The sequence below is a fragment of the Marinilabilia salmonicolor genome (assembly GCF_003003035.1).
GTDB lineage: Bacteria > Bacteroidota > Bacteroidia > Bacteroidales > Marinilabiliaceae > Marinilabilia > Marinilabilia salmonicolor_A.
In genome coordinates, this window is the sequence record NZ_PVTS01000003.1 from 277700 (window position 1) to 304129 (window position 26430).

23 protein-coding genes and 1 tRNA gene are annotated in these 26430 nt (G+C 43.0%); 11 read left to right on the forward strand and 13 right to left on the reverse strand.

The annotated features are described in order from the left end of the window. The first annotated feature begins 324 nt into the window (after nt 1-324). Entirely contained in the window at nt 325-1524 is a 1200-nt protein-coding gene (locus BY457_RS04540; protein ID WP_106152123.1) for a homoserine dehydrogenase, read from the forward strand. Nucleotides 1525-1599: 75 nt separating this feature from the next. Here BY457_RS04540 and BY457_RS04545 read toward each other — a convergent pair whose 3' ends face one another. From BY457_RS04545 to BY457_RS04560, 4 genes are all read right to left on the reverse strand, one after another. Next, on the reverse strand, nt 1600-2304 hold the full coding sequence (locus BY457_RS04545; RefSeq protein WP_106152124.1) for a ComF family protein: 705 nt from the start codon (nt 2302-2304) through the stop codon (nt 1600-1602). A 19-nt stretch (nt 2305-2323) separates the two neighbouring features. Next, entirely contained in the window at nt 2324-3652 is a 1329-nt protein-coding gene (rmuC, locus tag BY457_RS04550) for a DNA recombination protein RmuC (RefSeq protein WP_106152125.1), read from the reverse strand. A gap of 129 nt (nt 3653-3781) precedes the next feature. Beyond that, complete coding sequence (locus BY457_RS04555) at nt 3782-4024, reverse strand: GlsB/YeaQ/YmgE family stress response membrane protein (protein ID WP_106152126.1); 243 nt, start codon at nt 4022-4024, stop codon at nt 3782-3784. Nucleotides 4025-4173: 149 nt separating this feature from the next. Next, the gene (locus BY457_RS04560; protein WP_106152127.1) at nt 4174-6441 is read right to left on the reverse strand and encodes an inorganic phosphate transporter; all 2268 of its coding nucleotides are present in this window, start codon (nt 6439-6441) and stop codon (nt 4174-4176) included. A gap of 249 nt (nt 6442-6690) precedes the next feature. Here BY457_RS04560 and BY457_RS04565 point away from each other — a divergent pair, with 249 nt between their 5' ends. The 3 genes from BY457_RS04565 to BY457_RS19280 all read left to right on the forward strand — a co-directional run bounded on the left by BY457_RS04565 (nt 6691) and on the right by BY457_RS19280 (nt 9000). Beyond that, nucleotides 6691-7719 carry a sensor histidine kinase gene (locus tag BY457_RS04565; RefSeq protein ID WP_106152128.1) on the forward strand — a complete coding sequence of 343 codons (1029 nt, stop codon included), beginning with the start codon at nt 6691-6693 and terminating at the stop codon, nt 7717-7719. A gap of 53 nt (nt 7720-7772) precedes the next feature. Continuing rightward, on the forward strand, nt 7773-8474 hold the full coding sequence (locus tag BY457_RS04570) for a response regulator transcription factor (protein ID WP_106152129.1): 702 nt from the start codon (nt 7773-7775) through the stop codon (nt 8472-8474). 106 nt (nt 8475-8580) lie between these two features. Beyond that, nucleotides 8581-9000, forward strand: coding sequence for an SPOR domain-containing protein (locus BY457_RS19280; RefSeq protein WP_106152130.1), 420 nt, complete (start codon nt 8581-8583; stop codon nt 8998-9000). 3 nt (nt 9001-9003) lie between these two features. Here BY457_RS19280 and BY457_RS04580 read toward each other — a convergent pair whose 3' ends face one another. Further along, nucleotides 9004-9624 (reverse strand): HAD family hydrolase, encoded by a 621-nt coding sequence (locus BY457_RS04580; protein WP_106152131.1) that lies wholly within the window; start codon nt 9622-9624, stop codon nt 9004-9006. A gap of 169 nt (nt 9625-9793) precedes the next feature. Here BY457_RS04580 and BY457_RS04585 point away from each other — a divergent pair. Both BY457_RS04585 and BY457_RS04595 read left to right on the forward strand, forming a co-directional pair. After that, nucleotides 9794-9867 (forward strand) — tRNA-Ile (locus BY457_RS04585). Between the two features lie 216 nt (nt 9868-10083). Next, a complete protein-coding gene (locus BY457_RS04595) occupies nt 10084-10755 on the forward strand; it encodes a CPBP family glutamic-type intramembrane protease (RefSeq protein WP_106152133.1) in 672 nt (223 codons plus the stop codon). 15 nt (nt 10756-10770) lie between these two features. Here BY457_RS04595 and BY457_RS04600 read toward each other — a convergent pair whose 3' ends face one another. Further along, entirely contained in the window at nt 10771-11496 is a 726-nt protein-coding gene (locus BY457_RS04600) for a DUF6320 domain-containing protein (protein ID WP_106152134.1), read from the reverse strand. Continuing rightward, nucleotides 11496-12800, reverse strand: coding sequence for a hypothetical protein (locus tag BY457_RS04605; RefSeq protein WP_106152135.1), 1305 nt, complete (start codon nt 12798-12800; stop codon nt 11496-11498). The genes BY457_RS04600 and BY457_RS04605 overlap by 1 nt, the downstream gene beginning before the upstream one ends. Nucleotides 12801-13273: 473 nt before the next feature. Here BY457_RS04605 and BY457_RS04610 point away from each other — a divergent pair, with 473 nt between their 5' ends. The 3 genes from BY457_RS04610 to tnpA all read left to right on the forward strand — a co-directional run bounded on the left by BY457_RS04610 (nt 13274) and on the right by tnpA (nt 15901). Next, nucleotides 13274-14260 carry a Gfo/Idh/MocA family protein gene (locus BY457_RS04610; protein ID WP_106152136.1) on the forward strand — a complete coding sequence of 329 codons (987 nt, stop codon included), beginning with the start codon at nt 13274-13276 and terminating at the stop codon, nt 14258-14260. Nucleotides 14261-14492: 232 nt separating this feature from the next. Continuing rightward, the gene (locus tag BY457_RS04615; RefSeq protein WP_258176598.1) at nt 14493-15380 is read left to right on the forward strand and encodes an endonuclease/exonuclease/phosphatase family protein; all 888 of its coding nucleotides are present in this window, start codon (nt 14493-14495) and stop codon (nt 15378-15380) included. Between the two features lie 68 nt (nt 15381-15448). Then, complete coding sequence (gene tnpA / locus BY457_RS04620) at nt 15449-15901, forward strand: IS200/IS605 family transposase (RefSeq protein WP_106152137.1); 453 nt, start codon at nt 15449-15451, stop codon at nt 15899-15901. 405 nt (nt 15902-16306) lie between these two features. Here the strand turns inward: tnpA and BY457_RS04625 are convergent, their stop codons facing one another. The 3 genes from BY457_RS04625 to BY457_RS04635 form a co-directional block, all read right to left on the reverse strand. Continuing rightward, nucleotides 16307-19201, reverse strand: a complete 2895-nt coding sequence (locus tag BY457_RS04625; protein ID WP_258176599.1) for a TonB-dependent receptor — start codon at nt 19199-19201, stop codon at nt 16307-16309. Nucleotides 19202-19325: 124 nt separating this feature from the next. Then, entirely contained in the window at nt 19326-20543 is a 1218-nt protein-coding gene (locus BY457_RS04630; RefSeq protein ID WP_106152139.1) for a hypothetical protein, read from the reverse strand. A gap of 197 nt (nt 20544-20740) precedes the next feature. Next, a complete protein-coding gene (locus BY457_RS04635) occupies nt 20741-20983 on the reverse strand; it encodes an SHOCT domain-containing protein (protein WP_106152140.1) in 243 nt (80 codons plus the stop codon). 137 nt (nt 20984-21120) lie between these two features. Here BY457_RS04635 and BY457_RS04640 point away from each other — a divergent pair, with 137 nt between their 5' ends. Then, nucleotides 21121-21696 (forward strand): class I SAM-dependent methyltransferase, encoded by a 576-nt coding sequence (locus tag BY457_RS04640; RefSeq protein ID WP_106152141.1) that lies wholly within the window; start codon nt 21121-21123, stop codon nt 21694-21696. A gap of 79 nt (nt 21697-21775) precedes the next feature. On the opposite strand, the gene BY457_RS04645 is transcribed toward BY457_RS04640, so the two are convergent. The 3 genes from BY457_RS04645 to dnaG all read right to left on the reverse strand — a co-directional run bounded on the left by BY457_RS04645 (nt 21776) and on the right by dnaG (nt 25579). After that, a complete protein-coding gene (locus BY457_RS04645) occupies nt 21776-23008 on the reverse strand; it encodes a nucleoside recognition domain-containing protein (RefSeq protein ID WP_106152142.1) in 1233 nt (410 codons plus the stop codon). 71 nt (nt 23009-23079) lie between these two features. Then, nucleotides 23080-23562 carry a pyridoxamine 5'-phosphate oxidase family protein gene (locus tag BY457_RS04650; protein ID WP_106152143.1) on the reverse strand — a complete coding sequence of 161 codons (483 nt, stop codon included), beginning with the start codon at nt 23560-23562 and terminating at the stop codon, nt 23080-23082. Nucleotides 23563-23602: 40 nt separating this feature from the next. Next, on the reverse strand, nt 23603-25579 hold the full coding sequence (gene dnaG / locus BY457_RS04655; protein ID WP_106152144.1) for a DNA primase: 1977 nt from the start codon (nt 25577-25579) through the stop codon (nt 23603-23605). Nucleotides 25580-25713: 134 nt separating this feature from the next. Here dnaG and BY457_RS04660 point away from each other — a divergent pair, with 134 nt between their 5' ends. After that, nucleotides 25714-26406 carry an SIR2 family NAD-dependent protein deacylase gene (locus BY457_RS04660; RefSeq protein ID WP_106152193.1) on the forward strand — a complete coding sequence of 231 codons (693 nt, stop codon included), beginning with the start codon at nt 25714-25716 and terminating at the stop codon, nt 26404-26406. The last annotated feature ends 24 nt before the right edge of the window (nt 26407-26430 follow it).

Genomic DNA, 26430 nt, shown 5'->3' on the forward strand with positions numbered 1-26430 from the left:
GGAGATGTGAATTGAAACCAGGAATAACCAATATCCGGGTTAATGGTTTCTATCAAAACAGGAAAACCTGTTCTGATTGCTTTGTTGCAAAGACAAAAATGTTCGTACCTTTGGTCATAACTATTTTGGTTCTGATATTCAGATGTAATTTCTGATATCAGAACCATTTTCTCTTTTGTAAAGAGTTTTCAACCGACCTTAATCATAAGACAGACATATGGTGTAACCAAACTGAATGCCTCGCTTTTCTGAGACCTGATTGGTTCACAAATAACCCGGTTAAATAAACAAGCAAAAAACTCACTTCCGCAAAAACTTAAAAAAATGTCACGTCAAAAATTAAATATTGGTCTTTTCGGATTCGGCGTTGTAGGCAAAGGCCTATACGATGTTCTTGAGAAGAGTCCGGCGCTGGAAGCCGAAGTCAAGAAAATTTGTGTGAAACGACAGGTAAAACGGTCGCTTCCCGATGAAATGTTTTGTTATGAGCCGGATGAAATTCTGAATGACACAGGCATCAACACCATTGTGGAACTAATCGACAATGCGGATGATGCCTATTTCATTGTAAAAAAAGCACTTCAGAAAGGAAAAAATGTGGTTTCCGCCAACAAAAAAATGCTGGCCGAAAATCTCACCGAGATGATGGCTCTCGCCAAAGAAAACAATGTCTCTTTGCTTTATGAAGCCTCGGCATGTGGTAGTATTCCTGTCATACGGAACCTGGAAGAATATTACGACAACGACTTATTGCTATCGGTTACAGGCATCCTCAACGGTTCCTCCAATTACATACTTTCAAAAGTTTTTGACAACAACGAAAGCTATTCCGATGCTCTGAAAAAAGCACAGGAACTGGGGTTTGCTGAATCCAACCCATCTTTTGATGTGGATGGTTTCGATTCTCTGTTCAAGTTGATTATTCTTACCATGCACAGCTTCGGAGTCGTGGTATCACCCGATGAGGTGCTCAACTATGGCATTTCCAACATCTCAGAGTTTGACATCAATTACGCCCGCGAAAAGGGATATAAAATTAAATTGGTAGGGCAGGTGGAGCGTCTGCGTGACAAGAAAATCGCACTTTTTGTGCTACCCCGCTTTGTTACCCGCGACAAATACATTTACAGCGTTGAAGATGAATTCAACGGTGTGGTAATCAAGGGGGTTGCTTACGACAAGCAGTTTATGTTTGGAAAAGGAGCAGGCGGGCATCCAACCGGAGCAGCGGTTTTATCTGACATTACAGCTCTGGCACATCATTACCGATACGAGTACAAAAAGGCCAATTATTTTGGGGGCTTCAAGTATTTTAAAGAGGGAACCATAGAAGTTTACCTCAGATACAGCAACCCGGAAGTACTGGAGAACTTCGAGTTCAAATCGATTTCCGAAGAATACCATGGCCCCAAATATCACTACAAGATCGGCTTTATGAGGCTCGACAAACTCATAGCCATCAAAGATAAATTGCGATCTCTGGATATTTTTCTGGCTGCCACGGGCAAAGCCCTGAATTATTAAAAATGGATCGCTCATCCGTTTAAAATTCACTTTTCAAGGTCGGAAGAAACGGGCCCCGAACATTCGGAACGCGTTTCAACCGGCTGCAATGCCAATGGTCAGCACCGAAATCCGGACATCGGTTACTTGTTCAAATGCAGTGCAAAGCGCCTCAATGGTGGCACCTGTGGTAATCACATCATCTAAAACCAACACATGCTTGTTTTGGAAAAGATGTGGATGAAGCACTTTAAAAATACCTTCCACATTTTGCCACCTTTCGTAGCGCCCTCTGCGGGTTTGACTTGCAGAATGTACTGTCCGGATGACAGATTCCGTATTTACCGGTAACCGTGTAATTTCACCAATGCCCCGGGCAATAATTTGACTTTGGTTATATCCCCTAAGTCTCTGCTTTTTCGGATGGAGTGGAACCGGCACGATGCAGTCAATTTCACCGGCCAGGGCTTCTTTTACCAGAAAACGACCCGCTAAACGCCCCAGGTAAACTCCCGCCTTTTTATCGCCTTTATATTTGAGCTGATGGATAATTTGTTGAAGTAATTCCCCTTTCCTATAAAAATACAAGGAAGAGGCAAATTCAATTTTCGCTCTTCCCCAAAAGATTTGTTCCGTCGGATTGCCGGGCACTTTCTCGAACCAGGTACGGGGCATTTTCGACTCACAGCTCCTGCATAAAGCAGTGCGCTCCACTCCCGGCCATTCGCCACAGCCCCGGCATATTTCCGGAAAAACGAGAGCAGCGATACCGGAGAGGTATTTTTTAAAAAGGTCAGGCATTAGGCTTAGGTTTTATTTGCTAATCACCATCATTTTCTTCCAGGGTTTCCATCAGCTCTTTGCTCTTATCTGCAGGTAACTCCTGCACCTGGCGGAGTTTTCGCATCATCACATTGGTACGGGTAGTTACCAGCGTTTCTATTTCATTATTGGCCTGATTGAGTCGCTCCTGAGCCTTGCGCAACACTTTGCCAAACTCCCCAAACTGTGTTTTTACGGCACCAAGAATTTCCCACACTTCACTGCTCCGTTTTTGAATGGCCAGCGTACGAAATCCCATTTGCAAACTGTTCAGCATAGCAGCCAATGTGGTGGGACCGGTCACAATTACTTTAAAGTCGCGTTGCAGCACAGCAACCAGATCGGGCTGACGCACCACCTCCGCATAGAGTCCCTCTACAGGCAAAAACAAAACGCCAAAATCGGTCGTATGGGGTGGATCCAGATATTTATCACGAATCTCGGCGGCCGATTTCTTAACGGCAGTCACCAGTTGTCTGGTGGCCAATGCCATACCGTCTGCATCACCCTTATCAAAGGCCACCTGCAACCGTGCATAATCCTCCTGCGGAAACTTGGCATCAACAGGCATATACACAGCTTCTCCGTTATCGCTGCTTCCGGGGAGTTTAATGGCATACTCCACATGCCCTGATGAATCACGTCTGGTTTTTACATTTTTTTCATATTGTTCAGGTGCCATAATCTGTTCAAGAATGTTACCCAGCTGAATCTCTCCGAGCACACCACGTGTTTTGACATTACTGAGCACTCTCTTGAGATCGCCTACTTCACCCGCCATGCTTTTCATCTCTCCCAGACCTTCACGTACGGCTTCCAGACGTTCTGTAACCAATCGGAATGAATTTCCCAGCCTTTCCTCCAGGGTTTTGTGCAATTTTTCATCTACTGTCTGGCGCATTTTCTCCAGCCGCTCTTCAGTCGATTTCACCAAATCATCCTGCTTTCGGGCCATGTCATCAAAGCGCTGCTTCTGAAGATTCTTAAAATCAGCAACATTATTGGAAAATGATTCACCGAAATTTTTCAAAGAATGAGACAATTCCTGACGATTGGAATGAGCATTGCGGTCCATTCCTTCCTGCATTTTAAACAACTGTTCCTGCAGAACTCCGGTAAGCCTGTCAAGATTGTGAGACAACTCCTGACGGTTTTGTTGAAGTGAATTTCCCAGTTCAGTCCGATTATCTCGCAGCTCTTCCTTTATCAAATTGCGTATGACGTTTTGCAAATCATCATTCTTGTGTCGTGGCGAACGAACCAGCAAAACAGCAAGAAGAATAATGCATACCAAAAGAAGCAAAAGAAGAATACCGTCAATAATCATAAGAAGTGTTTTGAGACAAAAATAATGATGTCCGGTTAAAGGCCCTTAATTTTCTCTTCGAAAGTTGGAAAAGAAAAAATCTCAAAATGGCAAATATCCGGACATCAAAACATTAATGCCTTACCGTGATTACTTTCTCCTTAACAGAGAAACAATCCATAAAAGAATGATGGCACCAACGGTAGCAGCAATTAGCTGCCAGATGATACCCTGACCATGAAATCCTAGAAATTCAAATAAAGCACCTCCTATCACACCTCCAATCAGCCCAACAATCAGGTTCCAAATAAGGCCCAAACCTGAACCTTTGAAAATAATACTGCCAAGATACCCGGCAAGAATACCGATAACAATGGATAAGATAAGTCCCATGGTAAAATAATTTAGTTAGAAATAGAATAATTCTTTCAAACGGACAGCAAGTGTCTGAAAAAAAACCTCCTTTCCGGTTTGAATAGAGAAAGTTACAACTATTATTCTAAATAAAAGAATTTTAATGGGCGCTATCAACAGTCCTTATCTTATTCGAAAAAACTCTTCAACGATTTTACCAGGTTAACGGAATAAGTTACCAGATTTCGGGTTTCACCCAATAACTCCATATAAATAATATTAATCCTCGTTTTTCCGTGACCCGATCTGATTTTTCTGATATGATTAAGTCTGAATCCTTCAATTAACGAAAAAAGAGCCTGTTGTCGCTGAACCAACTCAGGTAACATGGCAAACTTTTTATCTTTCTCCAGATGAACCATAAAATTAAAAAAGGAAGTGGTCTCTTCCAAAATACCCGTTAAATCTTCACGCTGATACTCCACCAGCCCTTTGTGCTGATTTTTCACATGATCACAAACGGGATTTACCATTGCCATCAAAGTATTGGACAACTCTGTAAGGTAATCCAGTGCCTGAATAAAAAACTGACCGGGATCCTGTGACTCTTCAGGCATATTGCTCATAGCCCTGAAGAATTCTGTTTTTGCTCCTTTTACGCGCCCCCGAAGCCCTTCCGTTTTTTCTTTAACTTCAAGCAATTTGACAGCATCTTCCTCCAGCAATCCCTGAACCAACAAAAGATAAATTTTGGAGGACTCAAGCAACATTTTTCTGATGGTCTCGCTTCCGGCATTTCTCATCCAGCCAATATTCTGAGCAATCTCGTTGCTGAATTCTTTCTTAAATTTTTCCTTTTCTTCCTGACGCCTCCGATGGTATCTGGTACTTTTCACCAAATAAAAAACCATAAACCCTAAAGCAGCTACCATTGTAATCCATGTTCCCCACCATAGCAGAAGAGTAAGAATGAAAGCACCCAGAAAACCCAGGCAGGCAGTGATAAACCAGCCTCCGAGAATGGACAGAACACCTGAAATGCGATATACGGCACTTTCTCTTCCCCATGCCTGGTCGGCCAGTGAAGTCCCCATGGCAACCATGAAAACGACAAACGTGGTGGACAACGGAAATCCCCACCAGGTACCCAGACTTATTAAAATGCTGGCAACGACCAGGTTTACCGAAGCACGCAAAGTATCAAAATAAATAACCCCGTCCACTTTCTTTCCCTCGGCTTCATCATCACTTTTTTGATACTTTGCAGAAATAAACCTGCGCAAATTAGTCGGTAAAAGGCCATCAGCTCTGCCATAAAACCGCAAAAACTGGCGAACAAGTATCCGTGAAAGCTGTGATGGCTCGAAATGCTCCTGCCCGGAATGTTGCCGTCCGAGATATACTTCTGTCTCTGTGACAGATCGTGCCTTACGGGAATAAAAAAGTGTCAGAATCATAACAATTCCGGAACCCAGGAAAAATGCTCCATAAACCCAATCTCCTAATCCATGATCTCTCAGCCAGGCATCAGTCAGAAAAGAGAGGCCAAAAGAATCAGGAGACATACCACCTCCCGAAGTCAGAAAAGCACGAAAACTCTCAATGCCAGCAAGGGGAACTCCGATGAAATTGACCAAATCGTTGGCTGCAAAAGAGAGGGCCAGTGCAAAAGTACCAAACAAAACAACCATTTTCGGTATATCTACCTGAAACAACAGGGCCAATAAATAGAGCAGAAAAAAGGTTCCGACAAAAATCATCAGGAAGGTATAAAACGGATGCTCTCCTGTCCAGTGAACCATCGGATTATCCAACAAAGAAGATGCATCAATTCCCTTCATGAAAATCAGAAACAAAATACCGGAAACAGATAAAGCACCGAAGATGGAAAGCAACAGTCGAAAACGTCCCTGATATCTGAAAGAAAAAACCAAACGGGAAATAAACTGAACCAAAGCACCTGCCAGAAATGCAAAAAGAATAGACACCAAAATCCCTGAAAATAAAAGAAATACCCGACCTGTATTTATGTAATCCGAGAGAACCGATTCTCCGGAAAGAGGACCACTCGTCTTTATAAAAGCAATGGCCAGGGCAGCTCCGGTAAGTTCGAATACAACTGCAATGGTGGTGGATGTCGGGAAACCAAGCGTATTATAGGTGTCAATCAGCAATATATCCACAATCATTACAGCCAGAAAAATAATCATCAGCTCCGTGAGAAAGAAACTTTGCGGATAAATAACCCCTTTACGGGCAACCTCCATCATGCCTGCAGAAAAAAATGTACCCAGCAACACTCCTGCACCGGCAATCCAGAAAATAGCACGGCGCGTGGCCACCCTGCTTCCGATGGCAGAATTTAAGAAATTTACAGCATCATTGGATACTCCCACAATCAGGTCGATAACGGCCAGCAGTGAAAGTACAATAGCGATTGTCCAGACAAGTGTCATATTCCTGTATGTTTAAGCTGCAAAAATAATTGGCCAAAATGGTTCTTTTCAAACCCGAATATTAAATTTTTGTTAGGTTTCGGCCTCTATTTTTCTCAAATTTAGGGTAATTTTTAATGTTTTCGGCACTTCCGGAGCCTTAACAGAAAATTAACATACCGAATACCTCTTTTTAATTGCAGGCAGACGCTCTTTTTCATATAAATTTGTCATGCACACAGGTGTAGCAAAAAGTAAATTTTTAAACGAATGAAGTCTATTGCACCACAAAGAATTGTTGGATATATTACCATTACATTTCTGGTTCTTGCATTGCTGTTCTTTTTAATCAATTATTTCAGCCCGAACCTGCCCATCTCCCTGCTTATTACCATTCCCCTGTTTACCGGAATCGCCTTTTCGGCAGTCAATCACCTCATCAGCCTGTTCATTTATGCCAAGATCAAACCCATCTACAAGTCGATTCATAATTTTAAACCGGGCATAAAAGAGTCTCAGGATAATCATGACGATATTTTTTCTCAGGTAAACCGGGAAGTTGCAGAGTGGATGAAGGGGAAAACCATGGAGATTCAACAGCTTCGTCAGCTTGAAAAATACCGGAGAGAGTTTCTGGGAAATGTGTCACATGAATTAAAGACCCCGGTTTTTAACATTCAGGGCTATATCCTTACCTTACTGGAGGGAGGCATCGATGATCCTGCAATCAATATGCTCTATCTGGAACGTACAGAAAGAAGCATCGACCGGATGATATCCATTATTGAGGATCTGGAAGCCATCTCCAAGCTGGAGTCGGGCGAACTGGAGCTGAATATCACCAAATTCAATATTTACCAAATGGTAGAAGAAGCTTTTGATCTGCAAGAGGTACGCGCAGATAAGAGGAAAATTAAATTAAAATTCGGCAAGAGTGCCGATAAAAACATATTTGTTAAAGGAGATAAACCCCGTATCTTTCAGGTCATCAGCAACCTTATTGTCAACTCCATCAATTATGGTATAGATGGCGGCCAGACAACCATCAGCTTTTACGATATGGACAATCTGGTTTTGGTGGAAGTACGCGACAACGGAGTGGGCATATCGGAACGTGATCTGCCCAGAGTGTTTGAACGGTTTTACCGTGCCGACAAAAGCCGGTCACGTGAACAGGGAGGGACTGGTCTGGGACTGGCAATCGTGAAACACATCATTGAAGCACATAAGCAAACCATCAATGTAAACAGTACGCCAGGGAAGGGAACATCGTTTACTTTTACACTGGAGAAAGCTTGAAAATAGTTATTAGATATCAGAGAATAGAAGACATACCTAACAAACCAAAAATCATGAACGAAACATCAGATTACAAAATACTGTTGGTGGATGATGAGCCCGATATTCTGGAATTCATCGGATACAATCTGAAAAAAGAAGGTTTTTCGGTACGAACAGCCAACAACGGACAGGATGGATTAAAAATTGCCAAAGAAGAAAACCCCCACCTGATTGTACTGGATGTGATGATGCCCGGAATGGATGGCATAGAAACCTGCGAAGAGATACGAAAAGTACCCGCCCTCAAGGATACACTGGTTGTTTTTCTCACTGCAAGAGGCGAAGATTACTCACAGATTGCCGGTTTTGATGCAGGCGCGGACGATTACATCACCAAGCCAATTAAACCCAAAGTATTAATATCGCGCGTAAAAGCGCTTCTGAAACGTTACGCACACGGCACCTCCTCCAAAGAGCCTGAAGAAGACAATAAAATAACCGTGGGCGACCTCATTATTGATCGGGAAAAATATCTGGTTACCTCCGGAAGTAAAGAGCTTTCGCTCCCCAAAAAGGAATTCGAACTTTTGCTGCTGTTGGCTGCCAAGCCTGACCGGGTATTTACCCGCGACGAAATATATGCATCTGTTTGGGGAGACAACATTATCGTTGGCGACCGTACCATTGATGTTCACATAAGAAAATTACGGGAAAAGATCGGACAAGACCACATCCGCACCATTAAAGGGGTTGGCTACAAGTTTGTGGATTGATTTTTTTGCAAAGTTGGTCAAATAATAGCTTTATTTGTAACTTTATTTTTTAAATTGCACTATTAAAGCCTTATTTGAGCCTTTTAAGCAAACTAATTTCACAATTATGAAGAAGATTTTTTTATTGGCTACAGCACTTCTGGTACTGGGAGTGGCCTGTAAGGACAAGAAAGAACCTCCCAAAAAAGAACCTGTTAAAAAGGTAGCTCCGGCGCCCAAACCCGATACTCTTGCGAAAAAGGTTGAAGAGCCTAAGCCGGAACCCAAACCGGTTCCCAAAGAACCCAACAAATACTTCCTTATTGCCGGCAGTTTTTCAAGTCAGGACAATGCAGAGTCTTTCAAAAAAGAACTGACCGACCAGGGATATCAGTCTGAAGTGATTATGCGCAGCTGGGGCGAAAACAGCGACTTCTACAAAGTTTCCTATATGGGTTTTTCCGACAAGAAAGAAGCCATCAGCAAGATGCAGCAGGAACGCTCTCAGCCAGGAAAAGAAGAAGTTTGGGTACTGGTAAAAAGATAAACACTACCTCCTGCTAAAGCCTCGAAACCATTCTGGCAGATCAAAGCCGGGTGTGATGTGAAGCGTCTGAATCCCCAGCCGTCCGGCAGTTTCAAGATTCTCTGCAAGATCATCGGCGAATAAGGTTTCTGCAGCATTCAAGTTATTCTCCCTCAGAACCTGTTCATATATTTCAGGCTGAGGTTTACGAAGTCGCATAGTATGGGAATAATAAAGCTTTTCAAAGAGGTCTCCGAGGTGCTCCACTCCGGGAACCTCTTTTTCATATTTCTGAGCATGTATCTCGTTGGTATTACTTAACACAAATAAACGGTATTCTTTTCCCAAATCCCTGAGCATCTCAACATGCTCTTCCGGGAAATCGCCCAGTATTTTGTTCCATGCATCAACAATATCCTCGTTGGTAACATCCGGTCGGAAAAAGTGACCGATGCTCTTCAGGAACTGCGCGGATGAAATTTTCCCGGTCTCAAATTCAATAAAAGAGTCCAGGGTTTTGAAAGAAAACACATCCGTTCCCTTCATCTCCCCGGCTAGTAATTTACTAAAAGCATCCTTTGCAGCCTCCCTTTTTAGCGGAATGAGCACATTTCCCAAATCGAATATGATGTTTCTTACAGACATAAATCTTGATTTTGAAATGTCAAAATTAAGATTCTTATCTCTCTCCACCCTATAATGTCCCAAACATTTTCAAAAAGGAACTTCACACGATTTATTTGTGGTTTTAATGTTTGAATATTCGTTCCGGTTTTGTATTTTTGCATCCGCTCAGGCGAAAAACCCTGTAGCCGGGCCCATAGCTCAGCTGGTTAGAGCACCTGACTCATAATCAGGGAGTCGTAGGTTCAAGCCCTACTGGGCCCACATTGATAAAAAGCCACTTACAGAGGATTTTCTGTGAGTGGCTTTTTTGTTTGCTACACAATTCCGGACTTCTGTTGGACTTGTCTTAACCGTAAGTACAACACCTCCAAAACATTCATTTCAAGCAGCCTTACTCCAAAAATCTGATTATCTTTGTTTATCAAGGGTCCCATCTCCATTTCTCTTTCATGGTCAAAATTAAATATCACTCGTTCTATGCCTGATTCATCCATTTCTTCTCCATCAACCAAAGACAAAAAGGTCTCCGGGCCTGATAAAAGAAAATGGTTCGAGATATACGCGGTTGTCGCAACAGGAGCATTGAAGTATATTATGATGGACTGGCTGGAATTGCGGGTTTTTTATATTGTCAGTGCCTGTCTGTTTTGGATTGTTTATATCCTGCGAAGATATCGGACAAACAAACAAATTCTGTACAACTGGGGCTTTCAGAGATCCGGTTTTAAGAGAACATTCCTTTTCGGTATCCCGGTGGCACTCCTTATTATTCCCGGAATACTCATTTCCGAAAGCGAATCTTCTCTGTCGTGGAACCTCATTCCGGTATTGGCTCTCTATCCCTTTTGGGGTCTGATTCAACAATTTGTAATGATAGCAATAATCGCGGGAAACCTGGGATCAATCACCACACTGAAACTTGGCCAAAATCAGGTAATAATTCTTGTCTCATTTCTCTTTGCAATGGCCCACTATCCATCATTCCCACTGATGGTTTTCACCTTTATCATGGAAGTGGTCTTTATCATAGCCTGGTTCAGATGGAACAATCTGTGGGCACTGGGTCTTTTACACGGTTGGCTGGGCGCACTTTTTCTATATTTTGTTCAGAACCGGAACCTGTGGAATGAACTTTGGTCCATTTTCTAGCCTCATGAAAAGGCACTAGATATGGAAAAATCTTTTCAGATCCGTCACCTTTTTTAGCCGATAGTGAACATAAAGCATTAACGACGCAGTAACAACTGATGATGCCATTACAATAAGGCTCCACCTGAAATCTAAAGAATCGAACCAGTATAAATTGATAATCCCCTCTGTACAGATACAAAGTATTCCTGAAGTAACCAGAGAATAAGCAACAACATTGAGTCCCTTTTGACTTGCTCTCCGAATGAGCCTGAAAAGAAGGAGAACCGTAACATAAGCCGCAAAGAGCAACGGAATACCCAGTTGCATCCCCCAACCGGAGTTACCTGAATATATATCAAGCAGGACAAGCAGTACTGATGATGAAATAAAACTTAAACCACCCCAAAGCAACTCTCTTTGGGCCCAAAAAGTGCCCATTGTAATATTCAGCAGCAGAACAAGACCAACTGTAACCGGATAGCGGGACCAGGAAAGTGTTCCGTTAAGCACGAAATCAATCACAAGCGTGATAAAAATACCGGACAACAATATCATGCCGGAGATCTTCAAAAAGAGCTTTCTTTTCTGGAATCCCGACAGTTTACGGTACTCAGTCAGAATCTTATCCTTCCGCTCCTTTTGACGTGTTTCTATAAAAGCCAGATTGGTTTCATTACGCTCCAGCAACGGCTCCCCACATAAGGAACAGAAATTGGCGTTTTCATCAAGGGTTACCCCGCAGTTTGGACAATTCTTCATTAATCTTCTTTTAAGTCTGACTTTGCAGAGATTCTGCTCTCATTCAGAAATTCAACAAAACGTTCTTCAAATTGCTTTGATCGGGCAACACTCCCAAAACAAAGCGTTAGACGGTCGTTGAACCCGACCACAGCACAACTCACTTTTAACATTTTGTTTGGTGGCGGAGCAGTTAATACAAAATGGTTTATTTTTTCGGAAACACTTCGGGGAAGATCTACTTTACCCAGATTGGTTACCACACCACTGTACTGGCTGGTCCCCAGAGAATTAAATTTTGCCTTAAGAATTAAACTCTTGATAAAAAGAGGAATACTGCGAACATATAATTTCTTCTCACTTCCCACGTTGCGGGCAATGTTTTTATTAATCAATTTGGCCTCGGTCTCCAACTCCATCTGATGATACACCGAGCGTAGTATTTCCTCAAATGAATAATGGCCCAGGCGCAAATCTATTTCAGGCATCACAAATAATGAAAAATTCCGCATGGTCTGTGAGGAAAAAACGTTTCTCAGATTGACAGGAACCTGGACACGTAACATCTTTGACATCTTCATTTTAGTTAGAGGGTTCAGGCGTTCAAAAACATCCTGAAGAATGTAAAGATAGACCGATGCCAAATAAACAGTAATACTGACCTTATTCTCTTTGGTCACCCGCTTAATATCCTCCATAGAGACATCAACAATGGTCCGATGGAAACGTGGAGAAGAATTAATTGAGAATGGCAAATGGAATGCTTTGGACCTTCGCACCATTGGAGGAATATCCTCTCTAAAGTAACGTTTGTAGGCATCTTCGAACTCTTCTTCCGACCATTTCTCATTTGGTTTCTTGTAAGAAAAATCTTCAGGAACATCGATACCACACTCCTGAAAATAACCAATCAATACGGTCCGAAGAAAATCAAAGGCTCCCCCACCATCGGTAAGAATATGTGATACTTCCAGACTGATGCTATTTTCACGTATCAAAAAACGAAGCAGTAAACCGCCCTTTTCAAACTTTCTGCAGCACTCTCCCTCGTCCGATTCTATGGGAATATGGTACGGTAAATGCTCCAGATAGTACCAGAAAAAACCCTTGCGAAGCTGCATCAGATAGTAGGGGAATCTCCCTTCTGCCATCAACACAGCCTTTCTGAAAGCATCAATCTTTACCGGTTCCGTCAGTTTTGCTGAAACACGAATCACAGAAGTTACCTCCCGGGTAATTATGGCCGGAAAAATTTTGGCCGCATTATCCAACGTATGCCAGAAACGATTACCGTTCTTTGGTCCACTGAGATTCTTATTACCCATAAATCAAGATTTTATGGATTGCTTCAATATATAGCATCATATTTTTCAAATTTAGGACTTATTAGGGGAAATCACTGCATCACAGCATAATTTCGGAAAACCCGGGAACTTTCGAGCATCATTTCAAGATTAGCCGATTTGTATGGAATGGCACCTCTTCACCTCTCAACAAAATTGGAATATTTCATTAGAATGAATAGTTTTACTAAAACTTCCTGCCCTGGTCCAAAACCTGATCAAACCTTGTTTGTTATAAAAACTCACGGCTCTAAAAAACATTTAACAAGGTCATAATAATCAAATTTCAGAATGATAAAACGAGTCTGGATCACTCGGAATGAGTTCCATCAGATCAATAACTTAAATAAAATTTTATACTGATGAAACGAGCATGGCAACGATTGCAACAAGAGAATATGTATAAATTCCTGCATGCGAGTTCCATTAGACCTTAATAATCAAATTTTATACTGATGAAAAAACTAAAAATAGGAATACTCGGAACCTCTAACCACTTCCTCAAACGTATTGTATTGCCTCTGCAGCAGACCAATAACTGCGAAGCATTCGCTATTGGATCCCGAAATATAGAGAAAGCAGAGGCAATGGCACAGGAATTCAACATTCCCATGTGGTACGGTTCCTATCAGGCGGTGCTGGACGACCCGGATGTGGATATGATTTACATTCCCCTGCCCAATCACATGCACAAAGAGTGGGTGGAGAAAAGCATTGATGCCGGCAAGCCTGTCTTATGTGAAAAACCATTGGGAATGACTGCAGCTGAAGCAAACCAGATGGTTGCCAAAGCACAGGAAGCAGGCATTCCGCTCATGGAAGGCTTTATGTATATGTTTCATCCCATGTGGCAACATGCCCGGAACATCATAAAAACCGGTCAAATAGGAGACGTTCAGTACATTCACACGGCCTTTTCATACAACAATCCTTCCCCCACAAATATTCGAAACATTCCGGAATATGGGGGTGGAGCACTGATGGACATCGGATGTTATGCCATTTCGGTTCCAAGGTTTATAATGGGAAAAGAACCCGCGCAGGTTATGGCTCTTCAGTCCACACATCCCGATTTTGGTACCGACATGCACTCATCCTCCATCATGGATTTTGGTGGAGCCCGCGCCACCTTTTCGGTTTCCACAGCTGCTCAGGCCTTTCAAAAAGTGGATATCGTTACCAGCGGAGGAAGCATTACCATTCACATACCTTTCAATACCTACGTGGATGTTGCGGCAAAAATGACTGTCACCGATGGCATGGGAACCCGCGACATTGAGTTTCCCCCGGCCAATGCTTATGGCCTGATGTTCGATGCATTCGCAGATGCAGTTATCAACAATAAACCTCTGCCGGTGTCACACCTAGATGCCATCAACAACATGAAGGTAATTGATGCGGTACAAAAATCCGGGGAAACGAATGAATGGGTGAAAATTTAAAAAATGAAATATTAATAGCAATGGCCTTGCAACCATTGCTTATTTTCACGCTACTTTGGAACTTCACTCTATAGCCCCAACGGGGCGAAATAACAAAAACCCAGCCGGTAGGGCTGGGGAAGTCAGGCTGAAAGACTGGGGAAGTCAGGCTGAAAGGCTGGGGAAATCAGACCGAAAGGCTGGGGAAATCAGACCGAAAGGCCTGAGTAAAGAATGCTTAAAAAAACGAATCATGAAAACACTTTTCTTATCGATGGTTATGGCACTGCTTCTTCTAACATCCTGCACTAACCACAAAGCCTCCTTGGAGGTTATCTCCTTCAACATCCGTCTTGATCATGAAGGCGACGGCATCAACCAATGGAAGCACCGCATTCCTCTGGTTCAAAGCTACCTGGAAGAAAAGAAACCGGCAATTATCGGGATGCAGGAGGTGCTGCCCAACCAATTGGATGATTTGAAAAACATCATGGAAGGATACAATTTTGTGGCTGCTGGCAGAGAAGACGGGATAAACAAAGGAGAAGCATGTCCCGTTTTTTTCGATAAAGAACTTCTCTCTCTTAAGGACTCTGGTCATTTCTGGCTCTCCGAGACACCTGAAGATCCCGGAAGCATGAGCTGGGGAACTCACTACCCAAGAATTGTTACCTGGACAAAACTGAAAATTAAAGAAAACGGTAAAACCCTCTTTTTCTTCAATACCCACTTCAGTCACATCAGCGAAGAGGCGCGCATTAAAAGTGCAGAAATGCTGCTTCAGGAGATAAAACGCATTGCCGGGGTGGAACCGGTGATCCTTACCGGCGATTTTAACACTCCTGCCGAAAGTGGGCCTTACAACACCATCATTAATTCAGCCGATGAAAATTTCCGTCTTTTAAATGCTGAAGAAATTGCAGAAACAAAAAGCCATGGCAACATCACCTACAATGCTTTTGATCCCGGATACGAAGGAACACGCATCGATTTCATTTTTGTAAGTGAGTCATTGAAAGTAAAGGAGCATACTGTGGATGAAATAAAACAAGACAGTCTATTCATCTCTGACCATTTTCCGGTAAGAGCATTGTTACTTTTAAAGCGAGAAACAACAGCAATAAAACCTTCTAACAATTAAATATTTCCCGGGACTCCGGTTCCGGGAAACTAACCACTAACCCATTCAGGGTCTAAAATCCTGATATCATGCCACAATCATTAGTTAAAAACTACATTCACATTACCTTTAGTACAAAAAAAAGAGTTCACCTCATCGACAAAAATATTTCTAAGGAACTATACCCTTATTTGGCGGGCATTTGTACAGATCTCGAATCCTGGCCCATTCAGATTGGTGGATATACAGACCATATCCACATACTGTGCATGCTATCACGAAAAATCCCTCTCATGAAACTGCTGGAAGAGCTCAAAAGTCATTCCTCTGGTTGGATTAAAAAGAAAGGTTTAAAATATCGGAATTTCTACTGGCAGAATGGGTACGGCGCTTTCTCAGTAAACCAGTACGGAGTGGAAATTGTCAAACGATACATCCTTAATCAGGAGGAACACCATAAAAAAAGAACTTTCAAGGAGGAGTACCGCCACCTTCTAAAAGAGCACCACATCGATTACGATGAACGCTACGTCTGGGATTAAATTAACAATGTGATGCATCTTAACCTCACTAGCGCACCTAACGCATCACGAAAACAATGGTTTACAACCATGGCTAAACATAATGCCCCTTAGCGGCTTTACCTAATAGCCCCAAAGGGGCGTCATATTTATTTAACCCTGGCTGAAAGGCCTGGGGAAATCAGGCTGAAAGGCCTGGGGAAATCAGGCTGAAAGGCCTGGGGAAATCAGGCTGGAAGGCCTGGGGAAATCAGGCTGGAAGGCCTGGGGAAATCAGGCTGGAAGGCCTGGCTGGAAAGCCTGGGAAAATCAGCCTGAAGGTCTGAAAAGTCAGCCTAAAAAGCCTGAAAAAAGGAGAGACCCCCGGACATCTCCGGCAGGCCTCTCCCGACTTCAACAAACGGATGTGAATGCCCTGTCAGACCATTAAAACTGGTAACTCAACCCCACGCTGAAAGTACGCCCGGGGTTAAAAATATTATACACCTGATTCTCGGCTTCATAAGAATGATAATAACTTTCCTGTTTCTGATTAAGGAGGTTCGAAACCTTAAAGTCAACTTTTGTGTTTTGATCCTCCCCGAATTTTTTATTGACACTTAAGTTCAAACTGTGAAAGGGTGATACATAGATATCAGGGAAAAGACCGCCACCTACTATCGAAAGGGTTTCTCCTTTCACATTGTAAAACAACCCGGCAGCCAGACCAGACTCATAATTATTGTAAGTTAATCCGGCATTGATGACGTATGGCGACTGGCCAGCCATTTCACGGGTGTCATCAATAGACTCTCCGGTTTTCTCATAAGTTTTTCGGGCGCTGTATTCCGCATCTGTCATTTCTATTTCAGACTTCACCAAAGTAACATTACTATTGATGCTGAAATACTTCAACAAGGGTGATACAAAGTCGAGGTTCTTACTGAATTCAAACTCAAATCCGTACAACTGACCATCTCCAACATTCCGGGGCTGATATTCGGTACTTGTCTGCTGCTCAGGAATCCGAACCAATTCGATGGGCTTATCAAACTGCTTATAGAAAACACTGGCAGAAACATTCTGGGCCCTGTCGCCAAAGAGTTCCCATCGAAGATCAAGATTATTGATGCGTGTCTCTACCAGATTGCCATCCCAATCAGAATAAGGAAACAGGCTGCCATTAAATATCCGGTTGCTGATGGGATCCAGAATCTGAGCAAACGAAAGTTCCTTAAACGACGGACGGGCAATGGTTCGGGAATATGCAGCCCGCAGGTTTTGTTGTTCCGAAAGTGCATAAATCAGGTTGACAGATGGAAAGAAATCCAACGATTCTAGGACCTTGTCATTGTCCAAATTTCGTCCGTTTCGGGTATCACCACTTGCATAACTCTGGTCACGACCGGTATGTCGCTGTACATAGTTCTCCATCCGAACACCGAGTATGGTTTTAAAATTGCTGAAAAGCGATATTTCATTGGACAGGTATGCAGCAGTGTTATGCACATTCGATTCATAAGCATTGGGGTTCGGATTATTATTGCCCGATTGATAATAAATAGCATTGGGTTGATTTGGGTAAAGGTTTTCCGGATTCAGCACTTGCGATGCATCAGGCTCCTCCCAGGACTGGCCGCCAAAAAACTGAACATCAAAAAAGAGAATCTCATAATCCCTTTGTTTGTAATTGTGACTGACTCCGAATTTCAATGTTGCATCCTCTTCCCCAAACTGATATTCTTTTGTAATATCCATCTTTGCGGTGGCATTTATTTCGCTCAGCTCCCTCCAGATGCGAGTGGGATTACCTCCGGCTCCTGCATTAAACATGACATCGTCATCGGAACGAAACGTAAACGCCGTTTTCCGGATGTCCGGATCCTGAGAGGAAGAAAAAGTGGGCGACAATCTCCAGTCCACTTCCCAACCCGATTCCTGAAAAACATGAGTTCCACTCAGCAAAAAATTGGTCAGAGATCGTTGGTTGTATTCCAGGTTGTCCGACTCAGCATAATACCCGGACTGCCCCACTGCAGAAGCATCATTATCAATGCTGAATTTTCCGGCTCTGCTTACACCGTTCTGAAGGTGCATTGCAGTAAATCTGTATTTATTAAAATTGGTTTTGTAAGCAATTCCGCCGAGCATTCCCACCAACACATTTCGTTCTCCCACGGCTCCGTTCTGAAGCGTGGCGTACCTCATCTCATACGAGTCAGGGTCAATCTGTTTCTGATATTCGCCATACTGCACATCGCTGTCAAAATCGTATTCATTCTTATACGAAAGAGAGAATATATACCCCAGTTTTGGGGCTTTCGCAGATTCTGAATCCAGATCTATCTGGTTGCCAAACGAAAAGCCGAGACTGTAATCCATCAGGCTTGTTTGTTCCTTTGCTCCCAACTGTGGATTAAAACTCCGGATAAAGTCAACAACTTCATTCTGAGGGGCACCACTAATCGGGGTGGGAATATTAGACTGCCTTGCACGGTCGGGAAGGGCACGGGTGCCATCATCAAAACCTAGAAAATCGGTGCCGCCACCATCATAAGACAGAAAATCCTCATTCAGGTGCACATCCGGATTAAAGGCGGTACCCGCAGAAACACTAAAAACTTTCCTGTCCGGGAAGTCTCTGGTACTTACATTAAGCAATCCACCGGTAAAATCGGCTGGCATCTCTGCGGTGAAGTTTTTACTCACCATCATATTGTCAATCAGATTGGAGGGAAAAATATCCATCTGAAGGCTGTTTCGATCCGGATCAAGTCCGGGAATATCTACACCATTTAGGGTCGTCTTTGAGTATCGGTCGCCCAAACCCCTGACATACACATATTTGCCATCTTCAATGGTTACCCCTGTAACTCTTTTTGCGGCTTCCACTGCGGTACCGTCACCAATAAGCTCCATTTTGGCAGCCGAAATTCCATCGAGCATCACTGACGATTTTGCCTTCATGGTTTGCAAGGCCGCCTCGGTATTTCTGATAGCACGGGCTGTGACCACCACATCTTCAAGTTCAACGGTACTTTCTCCCAATTCAAGATTGTTGAGCACCGTTACCTCATCAGCTTTTACTTCAACACCCTCCACAATAAGCGACTGAAAAGAGATAAAGGATAGTTGAAGGTCATATATTCCGGGATTCGTTTGCAGGGCAAATTTACCATCAAGGTCGGTGGCTGTTCCGGTATAGGTATCTTTGATTACCACGCTCACTCCAACGAGTGTTTCACCGGTGGTTCCGTCATATACCGTACCTCTTATGGTCCCTTTCTGTGAATAAGCAATCGTTGATATCAGGGATAGGATAACAATTACCAAGTTTCTCATTTTATTCATCCGTTTGTTCGTCCGTTTGTTTTGCTTAATGCAGAAGAACAGGCTTGCGATTGCTCTGCAAGCCCGTTCTGTTAATTCTTTTCAATTATTCTTATATTTAACTGTTGCGGTAAGATTAGAAAGAAGTTGCACCCGCATTAGCAGCCCATGTCCATCCAAAAACAGATGTATTAATTGCTGTTGCAGGAGCAGTGCCGGCGGTAATACCTGCAGGAATCTCCCCGTTTACATGTGAAGCAAGATCAGCCTCATTTACATCCAAAACGATATTCTCGAATGAAACAACTCCAACATCATGGGTTACACGATTTATTTGCTGACCTTCAGCAATTGCAGTGATAAATATGTTGTCGAAGCTGACACTTGTGTTATCGTCAGTATTGATAAGGTCCTCAGAAGAACGATCCTCGCTATTGGCAATTACAATACCATTCTTCATGATATAAGGTCCAAAGTCTGACGACCCTTCCGGTCCGTCCAACTCAAAACTGTGCCCGGCTACAGTAATCACCATAAAGTTATCGAGTGTACCGGTCCATGATTGGTCAGCATCCATTCCGTCGTCACCAACATTCCAGATAAGCGCATTGGTAACATTTACGGTACCACCAAACCATTCGATGCCATCATCCTGATTGGAAACCACCTCGATATTCTCCACAACAGTACCGGATCCGACGCCACCAAGTGTCAACCCGTTTATTTCGTTTCCTGATCCAATATTACTACCACCATGACGAATAGAGATGTATTTGAGCACCCCTGAATTGTCTTCATCATCACTGCCACCATAAAGACCGTTGGGATCAGAAGTGGGAATACCTTCAATTTGCACTTCTGTAAGATCCCCGGCATCATTGGAAGCTGATATACGGGCATTTCCAAGCACAATAAGACCACCCCAAAGACCATTCACATTGGGTTCCAGATTAGGACTGGCAAAATCACCGGCAGCCACATCGGCTGGAGAGATTTCGTCGGCCACAGAGGTAAAAATAATAGGAGCATCAGCGGTTCCTTCAGCCATAAGTTTAGCATCACGCGCCACAACAAGTGCAGTAGCATTCGCACCCGTTCCCGCCTCACCTTTAATAATGGTACCAGGCTCAATTGTAAGTGTGGCTCCGGCCTCAACCGAAATACGCCCACCCAGCTGGTAAACCTTGTCACTGGTCCAGGTAGTGTTTTCAGTAATGTTTTCAGTCACAACAACATTTCCTGTGTCTATTGTATTGTTGTTGTCATCATTGTTGTCATCATCATCACACGAAGTGAAAGAAACAGCCATTCCAAATCCGAAGAGAAGGCTTAAAAGCATAAAACGATTTTTCATTGTCATCATGTTTTTTTGGTTTGTCATTCAAATTAGACACTGCAAAAGAACATTGTTATCGTTTCGTGTATTTTAAGCCGCGTTTAAGTAACCGTTAATAAAACACGAGCGGACTTAATGGTAGATTAACATAGGACACAAAAAAACCGGCTCTAATCAATAAGAGCCGGTATCAGACAATTTCTAAAAACATATTCTCAAGATGCCAAAAGATCACGCAACTTTTCTTCATATTCATTCCGGTCTATTTCCCCTTTGGCATATCTTTCTTTAAGGATGGTAAGTGGTGCAGGGTGTTCTTCTTCCAATGCATCTTTAATTCCTTTCTTGGTTGCCCACGACAAAAAAGCCATGGCAGGAACTACCAACATCCAGCCCCAACCAATGGTCCAGGCACCTCGTTTTGTCTTTTTGGATTTATCTTTTTTTGCTTCTTCCATAACTTATCATTTTTGAAAATGAGACAATACAATAAATATAAGGATTTTAACGGAGAAGGTAAAGAATTTAATTTCGAGAGTTTCCAAACATGATACCCTCCTGATTGTTTACTTTTGACAGAATAAAAAAAACCCCTATGGAAGACAAAAAATTTAATCCTGAGCACCGGAAAAAACTGAATGATCCGGAAAGACTGGAAAAACTTGAACCCGGAAAGATCTGGGCATTCATCGATTATAAAAAACCGGAAAGAATCATCGATATCGGAGCAGGCACTGCATTTATCACTGCTGCTCTTGGAGACCTTATGCCCAAGGCGCTTATCGATGCTTACGATATAGAGCCGGTAATGGTAGAGGAGATGAGAAGTAACCTCCCTGAATACAGTCGCATCACTCCGCATCTGATGGCCGACAACGAACTTCCTGTAGAGGATGAGTATGCTGATGTGGTTTGGTTAATCAACCTCTTTCATGAATTGAGAAAACCCCACCTCTTGCTGAAAGAGATCAAGCGCGTGCTCAAGCCCAACGGGAAACTTTTAATTATTGACTGGGCAAAAAGAGAAGATGCCTGTGAGTCCGGACCTCCACTTGAGCACAGGGTTGATGAAGCAACCATCACATCGTTAATGGTGGATGCAGACTTTTCCAATATTAAAGCAACCGAGGAGTTTACGGATCATCTGGGAGTTGTAGGGACCAAATTGTGAGATAATCCCACATAACTCTTCTATAAAAAGGCCATGCGTCTTTGCGTTTGGTCTTTTCTAAAAACCACTGTGAAAACTTTCAACCAAAGAAAAGATATCCCAATAAAATAGCCGCAATAATTCCTGCAAAATCAGCGATAAGACCACAGGCCACTGCATGCCGGGTTTTTCGAATTCCTACTGATCCAAAATATACGGCAATCACATAAAAGGTGGTATCTGTGGCTCCCTGGACAGTGCTTGCAATGCGGCCTACGAAAGAATCAGCACCGTGGAGATTCATGGCATCCACCATCATACCGCGGGCTCCACTACCGCTCAAAGGTTTCATCAATGCGGTGGGTAAAGCACCTACAAAGTCGGTATTCAAACCAACAGCACTTATAACCCATGCAATCCCGTCAATCAATACTTCCATGGCTCCTGCTGCTCTAAAAACACCAATTCCCACTAAAATAGCAATCAGGTAAGGGATAATTTTAACGGCAATGAAAAAGCCGTCTTTAGCCCCTTCTATAAATGACTCGTAAACATTTACTTTTCGGATAACGGCCATTAGAATGAACGTAACAATGATGGAAAACAGAATAATGTTAGCTGTCAGCAGGGAAACAACCCTGATTTGCTCCCGATCGAGCAACGATAAACCGTAAATAACGGCACCGATAAACATCCCAAGTCCTCCAAGATATCCCAAAACCACCTTATTAAACAGGTTAATTTTCTGCGCCACGGCGACCGCAATTAACCCGACAATGGTACTAAAAAATGTGGCCAATAAAATAGGAAGGAAAATATCGGCCGGATTGGCAGCTCCCATTTCTGCTCTGTAAACCATTATGGAAACGGGAATAATAGTAAGCCCCGAGGTATTCAGTACCAGAAACATTATCTGAGCATTGGATGCAGTATCCTTCTTCTCGTTGGCGGTCTGAAGCTCTTTCATGGCTTTGAGTCCCATAGGAGTGGCAGCATTGTCAAGTCCCAGCATATTGGCTGCAATATTCATCATCATGGAGCCATAAGCAGGATGATCCGGCGGCAAAGTAGGAAAAATTCGACGAAAGAACGGTCCTATGACTCTGGACATAGCCTGCACCATTCCTCCCTTCTCTCCAATACGCATCAACCCCAGCCAAAGCGTCAGCACTCCGGTCAGTCCCAAAGAAATCTCAAACCCTGTTTTGGCATAATCAAAAGTGGCATTCATCAGGTTTGAAAATACTTCCAGATCCTGAAAGAAAATCAACTTGATTAAAGCCACAACAAATGCTATCAGAAAAAAAGCTATCCAGATATAGTTCAGCACCATAGAACAATCGGTTTAATACCGAGGAGAAGAATGCTTCAGCAAAAATTCTCCCCATTGACCGGTATCAGAAATTATTTTTTATAGGCATCATGAGGGGCGCCAAATTCTTTACAGGCAATATTGTCCACATCAATCTGCCATATTTTTACATTCTTCACTGCAGGATCGCTGTATTCAAAATGTTTGTCACTGTACTGCTTCATGATGTAATCCAGTGCCAGGCGTTTGGCATCCATTTCTTCCACAAACGTTACTTTACCCTCGGCGACCACGCTTTTTGCCTTCATCCTGTAGCTGCAGGCCACCTTAGGGTGCTGGAAGGCCAGGTCCTGTCCGACGTTAAAAGTCAAACAGATGTGGTTATTATTTTCCAGCGCACGAACAATCCGTCCTTCCGGGGCACTGTGCAAATAAAAAACCCCCTCCTGATAACCAAAATTCATAGGAACACTGTAGGGCAATCCATTCTCATCCACCACTGCGGCAAAACAAATATCACACTGCGATATTACTTCTTCTATAAATGCTGCATCGTTATGGGTAAATGTTTTCATGTAAAGAACTTTTTATTAAGCTTATTATTATATTTTAAAACTAAACCACAGTTCTGCCACCCAGAGCCTTAGAAATAAAGATAAAGGCCTGTTGCAGATTATTAAAATCCTGAAGCAACTCCATAAACCCGGCTTCATCTTTCTCTTCTTCCGCCTTTTTCAAAAGTTGCCGTTTTTCATCCAGGAGTATTTTTACTTTTTTCCATTTCAACTCCGTCACCACCTTGGGAACCAATTCATCTAAAAGATCTTCTTCGGTTGAAACCACTCCGAGTTTATCGTGAATACGGCTCAATGAATACTCATGAGCTATCAAATCGGTTGCCAGGCTGCTGATGCGATTGTCGGAACTGGAGACAAAAAACCGGGAGGAGGAGAAATTCTCATTCCGAAAGTTCTCTTCGTACAACTCCATCATTCTATTGTAAAGCGGATTCACACTTTCCAGCTCATCCTGCCGTAATTCTGCAACAATATACTCACCAACAGATACTTCCCGCTTGCCATCGTCAAATTCAAATTCGCCCAGCATGGCATCGCCATATTTCAATAAAAACCGCAAAACTTCCCGCTCCTCGGCTTCAAAGGGATTGCTTGAAGATGCTGCCTGCTTCAACATTGGATCTGAAACAGGTGCCGAAGCACTCATACCCGAATTTCCGGGTGATTGATTTTCATTATAGTGAGTCCGTTTGGAAGCATCTTCCTGTCTTTTTTTGCGAAGCTTCCCAATCTCCATATAGAGCACTTGTTCCTCAACTTTCATGAGATTGCTGCAATCTTTCACATACTCGGTACGGGTAATGGAATCCGGAATAACAGAGATTGTACGCACAATATCCTGCACCAGACGGGCCCTGGCGATGGGATCGTCTTTGGCCTCTTCTAACAGCAAGCCTGTCTTAAACCGAATAAAATCAGTTTCGTGCTTTTGAATATATGCACGGAGAGCCTCTCCTCCGAGTTTTTTCGCATAAGAGTCAGGGTCTTCACCGTCGGGCAACAACAAAACTTTCACATTCAGCCCTTCTTCGAGTACCAGATCTATTCCCCTGAGTGAGGCTTTAATACCGGCGGCATCCCCATCAAAAATAATGGTAAGATTTTTAGAAAACCGCGCAATGAGGCGGATCTGGTCAGGAGTAAGAGCTGTCCCCGAAGAAGCAACCACATTACTAATGCCTGCCTGATGAAAAGATAAAACATCGGTATATCCTTCAACCAAAATACAACGATCCTGACGGGCTATCTCCTGACGGGCCTGATACATCCCGTAAAGAACCTTACTTTTGTGGTAAATCTCTGATTCAGGAGAGTTTAGATATTTGGCCGTCTTGGCATCGGTACGCAACACGCGACCTCCAAAGCCAATAACCTTTCCTGCCAGACTGTGAATCGGAAAAATGACCCGCCCCCGAAACCGGTCCGCCTTGTAATCATCTCGAACTATGGTGAGTCCGGTTTTTTCGAGAAAATCAAGCTTGTACCCCTGCCTCAAAGCTTCTTTGGTAAAGGCATCTCTGGATTCGGGCGAATAGCCTAATTGAAATTTCTGTATGATGTCGTCGCGGAAATTTCGTTCTCTGAAATATCCAAGACCGACAGATTTTCCTTCGTCTGATTTATGCAACCTGTCCATAAAATAACCAGCAGCAAAAGTGGTAACCACAAGCATGCTTTCACGGTCATTCTGATGGGCCATCTCTTCGGGAGTGAGCTCCTTCTCCTCGATGTGAATGTGAAATTTCTTCCCGAGGATTTTTATGGCTTCAATAAATGAAATCTGCTCATGATCCATCAGAAAATTCACTGCATTGCCACCCTTTCCACATCCGAAACACTTATAAATCCCTTTGTGCGGAGAAACAATAAATGAAGGCGTTTTTTCATTATGAAAAGGGCACAATCCAATGTAATTAATCCCGCGTCTTTTGAGGTTAATAAACTCGGAGACTACTTCTGTAATCTGGCCCTGAGCTGTCTCCATTACCTTGTCTATGGTACCCTTATCTATCATTCTCCACTATGAGATTATTTTGTCCACAATATATTTTGTAGTTCGTCAAAGTTAAAAAAAATCGGTCGTCCTTCATTTTCTTTTCAAGCGGATAAATTTTATTTTTAATGTGTGCACAAATTATCACATCAGCCATGACAAAAAAATTAGTAGTCCTATCCGGTTCCGGAATCAGCGCAGAGAGCGGAATCCAAACATTTCGTGACATGGGCGGATTGTGGGAGCAATACGACATTACAGAGGTAGCCTCTCCACAGGCCTGGGAAGGCAACCGCCAATTGGTTCTTGATTTCTACAATCAGCGCCGCAGGCAACTCTTTCAATGCATCCCCAATTCTGCGCATTATGCACTTGCTGAACTTGAAAACCACTTCAAAATCAACATCATAACCCAGAACGTTGATGACCTGCATGAGAGAGCCGGCAGCACCAATGTTCTGCATCTACACGGAGAGTTAAAAAAGGTACGCAGCACCATCGATCCATCACTTGTTTACGAATTGGATCACTGGGAACTGAAAGAAGGAGATATCTGCGAAAAAGGTTCCCAATTAAGACCTCACATTGTTTGGTTTGGCGAACCGGTGGAAGCCATCAAGGAAGCTGCTGAAATTGCCTCAACAGCAGACATTTTCCTGGTTATAGGAACCTCTCTTTCGGTCTATCCTGCAGCAGGACTCATCGATTTTGTCCCCCCGGAAGTTCCGGTTTTCATTATTGACCCAGGTTCCCCGGCCTATATATCATCAACAAATATTGAAGTTATAAAAGAGAAAGCCACCAAAGGAATGGAAATCCTGAAAGACCGGTTAAAATCGCTGGCTTAGTTTTTCTGTTCTTGTAATTTCAAC

Coding starts and splice junctions, on each gene's coding strand:
- BY457_RS04645 (WP_106152142.1), bottom strand. CDS start 23,008: ATGGTGCTGAACTATATCTGGATAGCTTTTTTTCTGATAGCATTTGTT.
- BY457_RS04630 (WP_106152139.1), bottom strand. CDS start 20,543: ATGAAAAATCGTTTTATGCTTTTAAGCCTTCTCTTCGGATTTGGAATG.
- BY457_RS04540 (WP_106152123.1), top strand. CDS start 325: ATGTCACGTCAAAAATTAAATATTGGTCTTTTCGGATTCGGCGTTGTA.
- BY457_RS04555 (WP_106152126.1), bottom strand. CDS start 4,024: ATGGGACTTATCTTATCCATTGTTATCGGTATTCTTGCCGGGTATCTT.
- dnaG (WP_106152144.1), bottom strand. CDS start 25,579: ATGATAGATAAGGGTACCATAGACAAGGTAATGGAGACAGCTCAGGGC.
- BY457_RS04595 (WP_106152133.1), top strand. CDS start 10,084: ATGCCTGATTCATCCATTTCTTCTCCATCAACCAAAGACAAAAAGGTC.
- BY457_RS04580 (WP_106152131.1), bottom strand. CDS start 9,624: ATGTCTGTAAGAAACATCATATTCGATTTGGGAAATGTGCTCATTCCG.
- BY457_RS04640 (WP_106152141.1), top strand. CDS start 21,121: ATGGAAGACAAAAAATTTAATCCTGAGCACCGGAAAAAACTGAATGAT.
- BY457_RS19280 (WP_106152130.1), top strand. CDS start 8,581: ATGAAGAAGATTTTTTTATTGGCTACAGCACTTCTGGTACTGGGAGTG.
- BY457_RS04565 (WP_106152128.1), top strand. CDS start 6,691: ATGAAGTCTATTGCACCACAAAGAATTGTTGGATATATTACCATTACA.
- tnpA (WP_106152137.1), top strand. CDS start 15,449: ATGCCACAATCATTAGTTAAAAACTACATTCACATTACCTTTAGTACA.
- BY457_RS04650 (WP_106152143.1), bottom strand. CDS start 23,562: ATGAAAACATTTACCCATAACGATGCAGCATTTATAGAAGAAGTAATA.
- rmuC (WP_106152125.1), bottom strand. CDS start 3,652: ATGATTATTGACGGTATTCTTCTTTTGCTTCTTTTGGTATGCATTATT.
- BY457_RS04660 (WP_106152193.1), top strand. CDS start 25,714: ATGACAAAAAAATTAGTAGTCCTATCCGGTTCCGGAATCAGCGCAGAG.
- BY457_RS04625 (WP_258176599.1), bottom strand. CDS start 19,201: ATGAGAAACTTGGTAATTGTTATCCTATCCCTGATATCAACGATTGCT.
- BY457_RS04560 (WP_106152127.1), bottom strand. CDS start 6,441: ATGACACTTGTCTGGACAATCGCTATTGTACTTTCACTGCTGGCCGTT.
- BY457_RS04615 (WP_258176598.1), top strand. CDS start 14,493: ATGAAAACACTTTTCTTATCGATGGTTATGGCACTGCTTCTTCTAACA.
- BY457_RS04605 (WP_106152135.1), bottom strand. CDS start 12,800: ATGGGTAATAAGAATCTCAGTGGACCAAAGAACGGTAATCGTTTCTGG.
- BY457_RS04600 (WP_106152134.1), bottom strand. CDS start 11,496: ATGAAGAATTGTCCAAACTGCGGGGTAACCCTTGATGAAAACGCCAAT.
- BY457_RS04610 (WP_106152136.1), top strand. CDS start 13,274: ATGAAAAAACTAAAAATAGGAATACTCGGAACCTCTAACCACTTCCTC.
- BY457_RS04570 (WP_106152129.1), top strand. CDS start 7,773: ATGAACGAAACATCAGATTACAAAATACTGTTGGTGGATGATGAGCCC.
- BY457_RS04545 (WP_106152124.1), bottom strand. CDS start 2,304: ATGCCTGACCTTTTTAAAAAATACCTCTCCGGTATCGCTGCTCTCGTT.
- BY457_RS04635 (WP_106152140.1), bottom strand. CDS start 20,983: ATGGAAGAAGCAAAAAAAGATAAATCCAAAAAGACAAAACGAGGTGCC.